Genomic DNA, 14,363 nt, shown 5'->3' with positions numbered 1-14,363 from the left:
ATGTTTAAAATGACTTTTAGTAAGATTGTATATCTAATTCTTTCCCTATTAATGGCCGTTTTGTTAGCTATTTATGTAGATGGTACAACCCTGAGTCGGTCATCGGCGGTGCAAAAACAGAATTCGACGGGGTTAGTCGGGTTGGGATTGCAGAAAACTGATACATCAACGATGCCTATACAAATTTCGGGAATTAGCACAGATAATTATATTGTGACGGGCTTGCCTGAAACAGTGGACGTGAAAATTACTGGCCCATCTGCTTTAGTTACAGCAGCTATGAATACGAAAAATTTTCAGGTCTATGCAAACTTAAAAGGCCTTTCAGAAGGTAGTCATCAAATTTCGTTGAATGTTAGCGGATTGAATCATGAATTAACATATAAATTGAATGAGAAAACGTTTAATATAAATATTGCTAAACGTGCAACTCAGAACTTTAAAGTACAAACTGTCTATAATAAAGAGGCTATTGCAGATGGGTATCAAGTTGGTGATGTGACATCAAGCGTTACTACGGCCCAAATTGTTGGTTCACAAACTGCAGTTGCTTCGGTCAATCGAGTTGTGGCTAGTGTGCAACTTAATCGCAACACTAAGGAAAGTACTAATAAAGAGGTTGCCTTACAAGCAGTAGATGTTAACGGAAATGCGGTCAATGTGACTATCTCTCCAGCAACTGCAGTTGTTAGCATTCCCGTTAAAGCAGGGACAGGGACGAAAGATGTTCCCATAAAAATTGAGACTAAAAATGGGGATGCCAGTCAGTTTGATATCACTGCTGATATTAATTCTTTGAAGCTTTCTGGTGATGCTGAAAAGTTAGCTGAAGTTTCGAGCTTAACAGCAACCGTAGATTTGAGTAATGTAGTTCAAAATAGTCAACAGACGATTGATCTTGATATTCCTGAGGGAGTGACTGCAGATCATAAATCTGTGCAGGTCAAGATTGAAGCTAAACAATAATTGATGAATACAATAAAGATATATTTAGGAGAAGTATAATGGCAGATTTACATTATTTTGGAACGGATGGCGTACGAGGAATTGCTAATAAAGAATTGACGCCTGAATTGGCTTTTCGTGTAGGACGTTTTGCAGGAGCAATTTTGACGCAACATGCCGAAGCGGGTCGTCGTCCACGTGTACTAGTTGGACGTGATACAAGAATTTCAGGTCAATTGCTTGAAAGTGCTTTGGTTGCTGGATTCCTATCAATTGGAATTGAGGTTTTGAAGCTTGGTGTTATATCAACGCCTGGAGTTGCTTATTTAGTGCGAGCTGATCAAGCTGACGCTGGGGCACAAATTACGGCTTCGCATAACCCTGCAGAAGATAATGGAATTAAATTATTTGGTTCTGATGGATTTAAGTTATCAGATGCGATTGAGGCTGAAATTGAAGCCTTACTTGATGCTCCGGAAGACACATTGCCTCGTCCTTCAGCGGAGGGACTTGGTTCAGTCACTGAATTCCCAGTGGGAGTGGCTAAGTATTTGGAATTCTTACAAACTACGATTCCTTCAAAATTGACGGGCATTCATGCCGCTTTAGATGCTGCAAATGGAGCAACGAGTGGATTAGTTTCAAATTTATTTGCGGATGAAGAAGTTGAATTTGAGACGATGGCAACAAGTCCTGATGGCCTTAATATCAATGCGGGAGTGGGCTCAACACATCCTGAAAAATTAGCTGAGTTGGTGGTTGAAAAGGGTGCGCAAGTTGGATTGGCATTTGACGGTGATGGTGATCGATTGATTGCAGTTGATGAAACTGGAGCTATTGTCGATGGTGATAAAATTATGTTTATCACCGGAAAATATTTGCATGAAAATGGTCGTTTGAAAAAAGATACGGTCGTGACAACGGCTATGTCAAATATCGGAATGTACAAAGCTTTGGAAGAAAATGGTATGAAATCTGTTAAGACTGCAGTTGGTGATCGTTATGTGGTTGAAGAGATGTTGAAAACAGGATATAACGTTGGTGGTGAACAATCTGGACACGTTGTTTTCTTAGATTGGGCAACAACCGGTGATGGGATGTTGACAGCTCTACAATTACTTTATGTTATGAAGGATACTGGCAAGAAGTTGTCTGAACTGGCAGCCGAAGTTACGATTTATCCTCAGAAATTAGAGAATGTTCAAGTTCAAGATAAAAAAGCTGCTTTACAGAATGAAGCAATACAAGCAGTGATTACTGAAGTTGAGAGTGAAATGGGTAATAACGGGCGTGTCTTAGTCCGACCTTCAGGGACTCAAAATTTGTTGCGAATTATGGCAGAAGCACCAACTCAAGTTGAAGTTGAAAACTATGTTAAGCGCATTACCGATGTTGTAATTTCTGAAGTGGGAATTAAGTAAGTATGGCAGATTTTCAAACCTTAGATGTGGTTGAAGAAATCACACGAAATGATGGTACAAAATATCATGAAATTGGTAATTTATTGCATAATGGACAAGCAGAATATGCGGTCGAACATGGCATGCTAAAAGAAGTTCGGATTATGAAAATTAATATTCCACACTCTGCTAGTGTGGAAAAATATGAAAATTATGTTAATGAAAATTTCCGTATTTATGAAATGGTAGCCATTCCGGAATGGATCGAGTGGGTTAAGACCCCTGCTATGGACGAAATTATTGCCAAAATTATGCAAGAAAATCAACTATCTTAATTAAATTAATGGTAAAGAAGTTGGAGATGATCTTCAGCTTCTTTTTTAATAAAAAGCTAGTCTATTATATTATTATATTTAGATTAATCTTTATTTAGCAAAGGTTAAAAGTACGTGAAAGCTTTAAATTAGCTGAACGTGGCCTCGCTTTTGCCATGGTATGGCAGGCGCTTTAAGTGCTGGAGCTGATGAATAACGTGGTTTTTATTTATGAGCTATTGAGGTTAGTTTTTGATTTAATAATCATGCTATGGAGCTTTTTACGTGCAATAGCGGGAAATTGTTCTTAAATTTTGTTATTATGTAAGAATATTGTTTTTACATTTAGAAAGGAGCTAACCGATGAATGTTGGTATTTTTACAGACACATACTTACCACAACTTTCAGGAGTGGCGACCTCAATTGAAACGTTACGGCAACAATTAGAACGACAAGGCCATCATGTGTATATTTTTACTTCAACTGATCCCAATGCACCTGAGCGGATTGATGAACCAAACGTTTATCGTTTTGCTAGTATTCCTTTTGTGGGATTTAAAGAACGTCGGGTAACTTATCGTGGTGGATTACAAGTCCAAGAAATTTCTAAAGAACTTAATTTGGATATTGTGCACACACAAACGGAATTTTCATTAGGACTATTTGGAAAGTCAGTTGCTCGTGCTTTGCACATTCCGGTGGTTCATACTTATCATACAAATTATGAAGATTACACTCATTATATTTTTAACGGCCGAATTATTCGTCCCGGAAGTGTTGGAGTGATATTGAGGGGCTATACTCATGGCTTAACGGGAATGATTGCTCCTTCTGAACAAACGCGGTCTCAATTAATTGATTATGGCATTAAAGTACCAATTGAAATTATTCCCACAGGGGTTAAAGTCTTGCATACTGATGAAGAAGATCAGAGCGTGGCTTTACGAGAAGAATTGGGGCTATCATCAGATACGCCAATAGTACTATCGCTTGGTCGAATAGCGTTTGAAAAAAATATTGAAGCAGTTCTGGAAAGTTTTGCTGAAATTTTGGAAGAAATGCCAGAGGCTCATTTGATTATTGCAGGGGATGGCCCGGCGGAATCAGCTATTCATGATCATGCGGCTGCGTTAGAAATTATGGATAATGTAATTTTCACTGGTTATGTTGATCATGAAAAGGCATATAGTTATTATTGCTTGGCAGATGTTTTTGTTTCAGCCTCAGAAAGTGAAACTCAAGGGTTAACTTATATTGAAGCTATGACAGGAAATACACCAGTGGTGGCTATGCATAGTCCTTATTTGGATACGGTCATTACTAATGATAATTTAGGTACATTAGTGAGTGATACCGATGAGTTGGTTGAACCAATGTTAAAGTATTTAACTGCTGCACAAAATGAACAGACGATTGGTGATCCGAATTCTCGGACAAATATTTTGCATGAGATTGATGAACGAACTTTTGGTCAACGGGTGGAGGCTTTCTATCAAGAGGCAATTGCGGTTTATCATGAAGAAGATATAGAAGAGGCTGAAAATGCTGATGCTGAGTATGCACGGATTTTTAGTCGCCGAATATTTAAAAATAGGAGGAACGACTAATGTTAAAAATTACAATGTTTTCATCAGCAGAAACGGTTCCTGGCCAAGGGGTGGGCTCAGCATATCGCGAATTAGTTAATTTACTTAAGGACCGTTTTACCGATCAATTTGAGATTAAGATTAATAAACTAGGAAAAGCTGATATTAGTCATTATCATACAATTAATTTAAGTTTTTATTTAAATACTTTTCTACCAGGACGAGGTCGTAAAATTGGTTATGTCCATTTTTTACCCGAAACCTTAGAAGGATCGATTAAATTAATTTGGCCTTTTAAGCAAATTTTTTATCGATATGTTCTTGCCTTTTATCGGCGAATGGATCATATTGTGGTCGTGAATCCAACCTTTATTCCTAAATTAGAAGCAGCAGGGATTCCCACAAAGGATGTAACTTACATCCCTAATTTTGTAACAAAAGATGAATTTTATCCCCTTGAAAATACAGACAAACAAATTTTCAGACAAGACCAGGGGTATAAAACGGATGATTTTATTATCCTTGGCGTTGGTCAAGTTCAAGAACGAAAAGGAATTTTTGATTTTATTCAATTAGCACGAGATAATCCACAATGGCAATTCATTTGGGCAGGCGGGTTCTCATTTGGTGGAATAACAGCCGGATATGAAGAATTGAAAAAGGTTGTATCAAATCCACCTGCTAATTTGAAGTTTCCTGGGATTGTTGATCGAGATCAAATGAATAATTATTATAATTTGGCGAATGTTTTTTTGCTACCTAGTTTTAATGAGTTGTTTCCAATGTCAGCGTTAGAAGCATTTAGTGCAGGAACCCCAACCATTTTAAGAGATTTAGATCTATATAAAGAAATCTTGGCAGGTTATTATTTGGCAGCACCTGATCGAGATGCGATGCAAAAGAAATTGGAGCAATTACAATCTGATCCAAAGTTACAGCAAGAAATGATTAATCAAGCACTTGAAGCTTCAAAACGTTATTCAAAGGATTATGTGGCCGGCTTGTGGGAAAAGTTTTATCAGGAGCAAGCAGAAAGGAAATAACATGTCGCGAAAAAATACTTTGGTTTTTGTAGGGATGTTATTGCTGGGTGGTATAATTTTTTGGTGGTCGATGCGCCGAGTGGATAGCCAACAACTCCAGGATTCATTAAAAATTCTTAACTGGGGCTGGATTGGCGTTGCTTTGGGTGCCATGATCGTTTATTTATTGTTAGAAGCTGTGATTGTGAAAATTATGATAGATCCTAAAAAAGGAAAAATTAGTTGGTATAATGCCATACGAGTGCCATTAGTTGAACAATTAGGTAATGGGATAACTCCTTTTTCGAGTGGAGGACAACCAATGCAATTGATTGCCTTAGCTCAAACGGGGATGGATATCGGCCGGGCAAGCTCGGTGTTATTGATGAAGTTTGTCGTTTATCAAAGTATGATTGTAGTGAATTTTATTTTTGCTTTAATCATTGGGTTTCAATATTTAACTACGAAATTACATCAAATGACTTTAATTGTAGTTTTAGGCTTTATCATTCATTTAATTGTGGTGACTGTATTATTATTGGTAATGTATTCACCTAAGGTTACGCATCAATTAGTGGAATTGTGCTTAAAACCAGTGCGTTGGTTTAGTGAAAAGCGTTATCAGAATTGGAATGGAAAAGCTCAGGATAAAATTGATAATTTTCATGAAGAGAGTTTAAGAATGGGCCGTGACTTAAAAACTTTGGGTAAAGTGATTATTTTGACACTTTTACAATTGTTATTTTATTACGCGATTCCATATTTTATTTTGTTAGCGCTGGGTCAAAGCCATGTCAAATTGATTTTTGTCATGTCACTACATATTTTGATTGTAATGGTGATTTCACTTTTCCCGATCCCAGGTGGGGCTGGAGGAGCTGAAGTTGGCTTTAGTATGATTTTTAGTAGCTTTTTACCTAATGCAGGGGCACTTGTACTGGCCATGCTAATTTGGCGTATTATTACCTATTATTTTGGATTATTTGTAGGTATTATTGCTTTTAACATACCGGTACAAAGGAGTAAATCGTGAGAGATACAAGTGAGTTAACAACAATCGTTCAGCGTCTACAAGCCATGCAAATGAGCACTGATAGAGCGTTACAAGAGCGTAATTTTGATTTATATGGAGTAAATGTAGTGACAGTACGCTATGATCAGCCATCACATTTATTTGCTTTAGCTGAAGGACGGAATAAAAGCCAATTTGCTTTTGATGATTTAGATGCTTTGGCTGTTGAAATCTATGAACGTTTGTCAGAATTTAAATTATCTTTTTAAGGCTCGTTTTAGATTGAGTCAATATTGTTAGAAATAGTCAGTAAAAAATAAAACAAAGAAATAGAGGAATATGGCATGCAACGGGTTATGTCAGCAATAAAAAAATGGTGGCCTGATTTCAACTCTACGATTGGTTTCTTGATTTTATCGGTGCTTTTAGTAACCATAAAAACTTACTGGGCTTATCAAGTAGAGTTTAGCTTAGGTGCAAAAGGATTGTTACAACAATTTCTATTAATTGTTAATCCAATCCCAACGGCAGTCCTTTTGTTGGGGATTGCTCTATATTTCCGAGGAAAATTATCTTATTGGTTGATGATTATTATTAATTTCATTCAATCATTATGGCTCTTTTCAAACATTTTGTATTATCGTGAATTTTCAGATTTTATTTCATTAAATATTATGAAGGCTGGTGGTTCAGTACAAAATAATTTAGGAAAAGCAATTGGTGAGATTATTCATCCGATTGATTTTATTGTTTTCGTCGACATTATTATTTTAATTTTATTATTAATCTTCAAAATAATTAAGGTCGATCAAGGCGTTGTACAAAAACGCTTTGCCCTTTTGACAACGGCATTAGGGATTGCTTCTATGTTAGCGGTCTTTGGAATGGCTTCCTCTGATCGATCGGGGTTGTTAACTCGAACTTTTGATAATAATTATATTGTTAAATATTTGGGATTGAATGAATATGCTGCTTACAACGCTGTGAAGACCAAAGAGCAAGCGAGTGAAGTGAAAAAAGCTAAGTCTTCAGACCTAGATGAAATTAAGAAATTTGTGAATGAAAATAAAACCCTAGCTAACAGTACTACTTTTGGTAAGGCTAAGGGTAAGAATGTTATTATCTTCCATTTGGAATCTTTTCAACAATTCATGTTGGACTATCGTTGGGATGGACAAGAGGTTACGCCTAATTTGAATGCATTTTATCATGATCAAAATACCACGTCTTTTGATAATTTCTATAACCAAGTGGGACAAGGTAAGACGGCTGATGCAGAATTGATGCTTGAAACATCATTGTATGGGACATCTTCAGGATCAGTTATGTCTAATTATGGTGGAACCAATACTTTCCAAGCGATGCCAGCATTGATGAGTCAACAAGGTTATACCAGTGCTGCGTTCCACGGGGATGTTCCGTCATTTTGGAATCGGGATAATACCTATAAAAATTGGGGATATGATTACTTCTTTTCAAAGTCTTACTATAAAAATTCTGACAGCCCAGATTATAATGTTGGGTATGGAATGAAGGATAAGCTTTTCTTGAAGGGAACTGCTAATTATCTTGAAAAGTTGCCACAACCATTCTATTCAAAAGTTATTACGGTTACTAACCATTATCCATATGATTTGGATGAAAAGAACATTTCAATTAGTAAAACAGATACCGATGATGCGACTGTTGATGGCTACGTTCAAACGGCACGTTACCTAGATCAAGCTTTTGGAGAGTTTGAGCAGAATTTGAAAGATAATGGTCTTTGGGATAAATCTATGATTGTCTTGTATGGAGATCACTATGGTATTTCTGAAAATCATAAGAGTGCCATTGCTAAATTATTGGGTACTAATAAGGTTACTGATACTGATTTGACTAATTGGGAAAAGGTGCCGTTTATGATTCATATTCCAGGAATGGAAGGTGGTATTAATCATACTTATGGCGGAGAAATCGACGTCATGCCAACGTTGTTAGATCTTTTAGGGGTTAATGACGATAACCAAATTAAATTTGGGCAAGATCTATTTTCAAGTCAAAATAAGCAGATTGTACCATTTAGAAATGGAAATTGGGTAACAAGTGAATATACTCGTGTCGGATCAAACTACTATGTGACTTCAACCGGAACTAAAATTAATCCAAAACAAGATCCACGTGCAAAATTAGCAATTGACGAAGCTGATAAGTATGTAGAGAAGTCTTTGGGTTATTCTGATAAGGTAGTACAAGGTAACTTACTACGTTTCTTGCCAAAGAGCGATATACCAAAAAGCAAGAATAAAAATATATCATATAAGAAGAGCACCGCATTGAAACAACTTAAAAAAGTTGATTCAAGTAAAACTATTTTAGGGGCTAATAATAATCAGTCAACGGAATATAAAACTGATGCGCCGGAGTTAGGTGGTGATAAGCAAGAGAAAACTGATGGTGAAGATGGGACCAATTCAAATGAGATTGCTTCAGTAAACTCGATTTTAAGTGGTCATGGTTCTGAGCGCGATCGTTAATGTAGTTAATTTTGTTAAATATATTTATGAAGACTAAGACATTTTTGTCTTGGACTTTTTTATTTAAAATGATCATTAGGGTAATTGGAAACGATAATTAAATTATGTTAATTAATTTTTCAAACTAATAATAATTATTATTGAATGGAATTTTCATCTTTAAATTTTTAAAAACATTGATTCTTAGCCGATGTATTACATGCTAAAAAAGGTACCTAGTCAGCTTTTATGTAGGGTAAGTTAGAAGTATCTGATCAGTAATGTTTAAAAATATTAAAATTACTTATTGACGTTGAATGTGAAATGGAGTATATTATTTAAGTCGGCTAAGGGCAAGCGATTAATTCGTTTCTCAGTTGATGAAATTAAATATAATAAGTTGTTGACATTTAATCAGCCACTTGATATACTAATTAAGTTGTCTCGTGAGAGGCAACGAGTAGAACATTGAAAACTAAATAACGTTTCGATGAAACAAATGTGCAGGTGTGTCTCATATTTATAATATGGAAGATACAAACATTTGCGAAGTCAATTTCGCTAGTAAATTCGTTTAACAACTGTTAAACAACAACAAAAAAAGATTGAGTTATACTCAAGCTTTTCAATTTTAAATTGAGAGTTTGATCCTGGCTCAGGATGAACGCTGGCGGCGTGCCTAATACATGCAAGTCGAACGCATTGTGGTTGAAATGATATGAAGAACTTGTTCAGATTTGATTTTCAACATTGCAATGAGTGGCGAACGGGTGAGTAACACGTGGGAAACCTACCTCTTAGCAGGGGATAACATTTGGAAACAAATGCTAATACCGTATAATAATTAAAACCGCATGGTTTTAGTTTAAAAGATGGTCTTGCTATCACTAAGAGATGGTCCCGCGGTGTATTAGTTAGTTGGTGAGGTAATGGCTCACCAAGACAATGATACATAGCCGAGTTGAGAGACTGACCGGCCACAATGGGACTGAGACACGGCCCATACTCCTACGGGAGGCAGCAGTAGGGAATCTTCCACAATGGACGAAAGTCTGATGGAGCAACGCCGCGTGTGTGATGAAGGGTTTCGGCTCGTAAAACACTGTTGTAAGAGAAGAATGACATTGAGAGTAACTGTTCAATGTGTGACGGTATCTTACCAGAAAGGAACGGCTAAATACGTGCCAGCAGCCGCGGTAATACGTATGTTCCAAGCGTTATCCGGATTTATTGGGCGTAAAGCGAGCGCAGACGGTTATTTAAGTCTGAAGTGAAAGCCCTCGGCTCAACCGAGGAATTGCTTTGGAAACTGGATAACTTGAGTGCAGTAGAGGAAAGTGGAACTCCATGTGTAGCGGTGAAATGCGTAGATATATGGAAGAACACCAGTGGCGAAGGCGGCTTTCTGGACTGTAACTGACGTTGAGGCTCGAAAGTGTGGGTAGCAAACAGGATTAGATACCCTGGTAGTCCACACTGTAAACGATGAGTGCTAGTTGTTCGAGGGTTTCCGCCCTTGAGTGACGAAGCTAACGCATTAAGCACTCCGCCTGGGGAGTACGACCGCAAGGTTGAAACTCAAAGGAATTGACGGGGACCCGCACAAGCGGTGGAGCATGTGGTTTAATTCGAAGCAACGCGAAGAACCTTACCAGGTCTTGACATCCTTTGACCACTCCAGAGATGGAGCTTTCCCTTCGGGGACAAAGTGACAGGTGGTGCATGGTTGTCGTCAGCTCGTGTCGTGAGATGTTGGGTTAAGTCCCGCAACGAGCGCAACCCTTATTGTTAGTTGCCAGCATTTAGTTGGGCACTCTAGCAAGACTGCCGGTGACAAACCGGAGGAAGGCGGGGATGACGTCAAATCATCATGCCCCTTATGACCTGGGCTACACACGTGCTACAATGGCAAGTACAACGAGTCGCCAACCCGCGAGGGTGCGCAAATCTCTTAAAGCTTGTCTCAGTTCGGACTGTAGGCTGCAACTCGCCTACACGAAGTCGGAATCGCTAGTAATCGCGGATCAGCACGCCGCGGTGAATACGTTCCCGGGTCTTGTACACACCGCCCGTCACACCATGAGAGTTTGTAACACCCAAAGTCGGTGAGGTAACCTTTTATTAGGAGCCAGCCGCCTAAGGTGGGACAGATGATTAGGGTGAAGTCGTAACAAGGTAGCCGTAGGAGAACCTGCGGCTGGATCACCTCCTTTCTAAGGAAAATCGGAAACCTGCATATTCATTGAAACGTTATTTAGTTTTGAGTGTTCTACACTCAATTTAATTTTATTGGGGAATTAGCTCAGCTGGGAGAGCGCCTGCTTTGCAAGCAGGAGGTCAGCGGTTCGATCCCGCTATTCTCCATTAACACTTCGGTGTTAAATTAGTTCTTTGAAAACTGAATCATATATATAAATTTTAAAAATTTCAATTTTATTGAATACAATATAAATTGAACCGAGTAAATCAATAGTTGATCATCGCAATGATGATTGACAGTGAATTACACCGCGTTATTTTTTGAGTTTTTTAATTAGTTCATCACAATATTTATATTGTGGTAATCGCAAGCGACCGTTAGGTCGCATACTCAAGCTTGAATCATCAACGAAAGTTGATCGGTTAAGTTATTAAGGGCGCATGGTGAATGCCTTGGCACTAGGAGCCGATGAAGGACGGTACTAACACCGATATGCTTCGGGGAGCTGTAAGTAAGCTTTGATCCGGAGATTTCCGAATGGGGGAACCCAACTTGTTATGCAAGTTATCACTAGTTGAATATATAGACTAGTTGAAGGTAGACGTTGTGAACTGAAACATCTCATTAGCAACAGGAGTAGAAAGAAATATCGATTCCGTCAGTAGCGGCGAGCGAACCCGGAAGAGCCCAAACCAAAGTGCTTGCACTTTGGGGTTGTAGGACTACCGTTGTGGAGTTACAAAATTGTATGTTAGTCGAAGTGGTTGGGAAACCACGCGAAACAAGGTGATAGCCCTGTAGACGAAAACGTACAATCTCCCGTGTAGGATCCTGAGTACGGCCGGACACGTGAAATCCGGTCGGAATCTGGGAGGACCATCTCCCAAGGCTAAATACTACCTAGTGACCGATAGTGAACCAGTACCGTGAGGGAAAGGTGAAAAGCACCCCGGAAGGGGAGTGAAAAAGTTCCTGAAACCATGTGCCTACAAGAAGTCAGAGCCCGTTAATGGGTGATGGCGTGCCTTTTGTAGAATGAACCGGCGAGTTATGATTACATGCAAGGTTAAGGTGGAAAGACCGGAGCCGTAGCGAAAGCGAGTCTGAAATGGGCGACATAGTATGTAGTTGTAAACCCGAAACCAGGTGACCTACCCATGTCCAGGGTGAAGGTGTGGTAAGACGCACTGGAGGCCCGAACCTGTGCATGTTGAAAAATGCTAGGATGAGGTGTGGGTAGAGGTGAAATTCCAATCGAACTTGGAGATAGCTGGTTCTCTCCGAAATAGCTTTAGGGCTAGCCTCGGAATGTAGCGTATTGGAGGTAGAGCACTGTTTTGGTGCGGGGCCCATCTCGGGTTACCAAATTAAGATAAACTCCGAATGCCAATTACGTATGTCCGGGAGTCAGACAGTGAGTGATAAGATCCATTGTCGAAAGGGGAACAGCCCAGATCGTCAGTTAAGGTCCCTAAGTGTGTGTTAAGTGGAAAAGGATGTGGAGTTGCATAGACAACTAGGATGTTGGCTCAGAAGCAGCCACCATTTAAAGAGTGCGTAATAGCTCACTAGTCGAGTGATTCTGCGCCGAAAATGTACCGGGGCTAAACACACCACCGAAACTACGGGTGCCACGTAAGTGGCGCGATAGGAGAGCGTTCTATGGGCAATGAAGTCAGACCGTGAGGACTGGTGGAGCGCATAGAAGTGAGAATGCCGGTATGAGTAGCGAAAGACAGGTGAGAATCCTGTCCACCGAATGACTAAGGTTTCCTGGGGAAGGCTCGTCCTCCCAGGGTTAGTCGGGACCTAAGGCGAGGCCGAAAGGCGTAGTCGATGGATAACTGGTTGAGATTACAGTACCAGGTGAACATGTTTGAACGATGGAGGGACGCAGAAGGCTAATGGATCCCAGCGACTGGAAGTGCTGGGTTAAATCACAAGTTTTGGGAGTAGTTAAATGCTTATCCCTTTAAGAACAAGTGATGATGAGGATCGAAATAAAGTAGAGAAGTCCATGATGTCACGCTGCCGAGAAAAGCTTCTAGTTAGTGTTTACCTGCCCGTACCGCAAACCGACACAGGTAGTCGAGGAGAGAATCCTAAGGTGTGCGAGTGAACTCTCGTTAAGGAACTCGGCAAAATGACCCCGTAACTTCGGGAGAAGGGGTGCTCAGCGCAAGCTGAGCCGCAGTGAATAGGCCCAGGCGACTGTTTATCAAAAACACAGGTTTCTGCAAAATCGAAAGATGACGTATAGGGGCTGACGCCTGCCCGGTGCTGGAAGGTTAAAAGGAGTGCTTAGCTTCGGCGAAGGTGCGAATTGAAGCCCCAGTAAACGGCGGCCGTAACTATAACGGTCCTAAGGTAGCGAAATTCCTTGTCGGGTAAGTTCCGACCCGCACGAAAGGCGTAACGATCTGGGCACTGTCTCAACGAGAGACTCGGTGAAATTTAAATACCCGTGAAGATGCGGGTTACCCGCGACAGGACGGAAAGACCCCATGGAGCTTTACTGTAGCTTGATATTGAGTGCTTGTGCAGCTTGTACAGAATAGGTAGGAGCCGTAGAAATCGGAACGCTAGTTTCGATGGAGGCAATAGTGGGATACTACCCTCGTTGTATGATCACTCTAACTCACACCACTAATCGTGGTGGAAGACAGTGTCTGGCAGGCAGTTTGACTGGGGCGGTCGCCTCCTAAAAGGTAACGGAGGCGCTCAAAGGTTCGCTCAGAATGGTTGGAAATCATTCGCAGAGTGTAAAGGCATAAGCGAGCTTGACTGCGAGACTAACAGGTCGAGCAGGTACGAAAGTAGGACTTAGTGATCCGGTGGTTCCGCATGGAAGGGCCATCGCTCAACGGATAAAAGCTACCCTGGGGATAACAGGCTTATCTCCCCCAAGAGTCCACATCGACGGGGAGGTTTGGCACCTCGATGTCGGCTCATCGCATCCTGGGGCTGTAGTCGGTCCCAAGGGTTGGGCTGTTCGCCCATTAAAGCGGTACGCGAGCTGGGTTCAGAACGTCGTGAGACAGTTCGGTCCCTATCCGTCGCGGGCGTAGGAAATTTGAGAGGAGCTGCCCTTAGTACGAGAGGACCGGGGTGGACGTACCACTGGTGTATCAGTTGTTCCGCCAGGAGCATCGCTGAGTAGCTATGTACGGATGAGATAAACGCTGAAAGCATCTAAGTGTGAAACTCGCCTCGAGATGAGATTTCCCATTCGAAAGAAGTAAGACCCCTTATAGATGATGAGGTAGATAGGCTAGAAGTGGAAGTACCGTGAGGTATGGAGCGGACTAGTACTAATGGTTCGAGGACTTAACCAAGTTGAATACGACGTGGTGGTTCAAGGTGTATTGTTAAAATTTATAAATATATA

The 14,363-nt window shown here is 40.3% G+C and carries 8 protein-coding genes, 1 tRNA gene and 2 rRNA genes; all 11 read left to right on the top strand.

Going from position 1 to position 14,363, the window contains the following annotated elements:
* A complete protein-coding gene (locus WKK_RS01940; RefSeq protein WP_006845831.1) occupies window positions 1-966 on the top strand; it encodes a CdaR family protein in 966 nt (321 codons plus the stop codon).
* Window positions 967-1,004: 38 nt separating this feature from the next.
* Window positions 1,005-2,366, top strand: a complete 1,362-nt coding sequence (gene glmM / locus WKK_RS01935; protein ID WP_013989273.1) for a phosphoglucosamine mutase — start codon at window positions 1,005-1,007, stop codon at window positions 2,364-2,366.
* A 2-nt stretch (window positions 2,367-2,368) separates the two neighbouring features.
* A complete protein-coding gene (locus WKK_RS01930; protein WP_006845829.1) occupies window positions 2,369-2,680 on the top strand; it encodes a hypothetical protein in 312 nt (103 codons plus the stop codon).
* A gap of 342 nt (window positions 2,681-3,022) precedes the next feature.
* Window positions 3,023-4,267, top strand: coding sequence for a glycosyltransferase family 4 protein (locus WKK_RS01925; RefSeq protein ID WP_013989272.1), 1,245 nt, complete (start codon window positions 3,023-3,025; stop codon window positions 4,265-4,267).
* Window positions 4,267-5,289 (top strand): glycosyltransferase family 4 protein, encoded by a 1,023-nt coding sequence (locus WKK_RS01920; protein ID WP_013989271.1) that lies wholly within the window; start codon window positions 4,267-4,269, stop codon window positions 5,287-5,289. Before WKK_RS01925 ends, WKK_RS01920 begins: the two co-directional genes overlap by 1 nt.
* Before the next feature lies 1 nt (window position 5,290).
* Window positions 5,291-6,301, top strand: a complete 1,011-nt coding sequence (locus WKK_RS01915) for a lysylphosphatidylglycerol synthase transmembrane domain-containing protein (RefSeq protein WP_013989270.1) — start codon at window positions 5,291-5,293, stop codon at window positions 6,299-6,301.
* Window positions 6,298-6,549, top strand: coding sequence for a YkuJ family protein (locus WKK_RS01910; protein ID WP_006845825.1), 252 nt, complete (start codon window positions 6,298-6,300; stop codon window positions 6,547-6,549). The genes WKK_RS01915 and WKK_RS01910 overlap by 4 nt, the downstream gene beginning before the upstream one ends.
* A 75-nt stretch (window positions 6,550-6,624) precedes the next feature.
* Window positions 6,625-8,796 (top strand): LTA synthase family protein, encoded by a 2,172-nt coding sequence (locus WKK_RS01905; protein WP_013989269.1) that lies wholly within the window; start codon window positions 6,625-6,627, stop codon window positions 8,794-8,796.
* Between the two features lie 611 nt (window positions 8,797-9,407).
* A 16S ribosomal RNA gene (locus tag WKK_RS01900) occupies window positions 9,408-10,988 on the top strand.
* Between the two features lie 78 nt (window positions 10,989-11,066).
* Window positions 11,067-11,139: transfer RNA gene (locus tag WKK_RS01895), tRNA-Ala, on the top strand.
* 256 nt (window positions 11,140-11,395) lie between these two features.
* Window positions 11,396-14,310, top strand: a 23S ribosomal RNA gene (locus tag WKK_RS01890).
* The 16S and 23S rRNA genes sit together here with 1 tRNA gene alongside, the layout of an rRNA operon.
* Window positions 14,311-14,363 lie beyond the last annotated feature (53 nt).

It is taken from the genome of Weissella koreensis KACC 15510, from assembly GCF_000219805.1.
GTDB lineage: Bacteria > Bacillota > Bacilli > Lactobacillales > Lactobacillaceae > Weissella > Weissella koreensis.
Note: the sequence above shows the minus strand (reverse complement) of the source record. Positions and strands in the feature narration are given on the sequence as shown.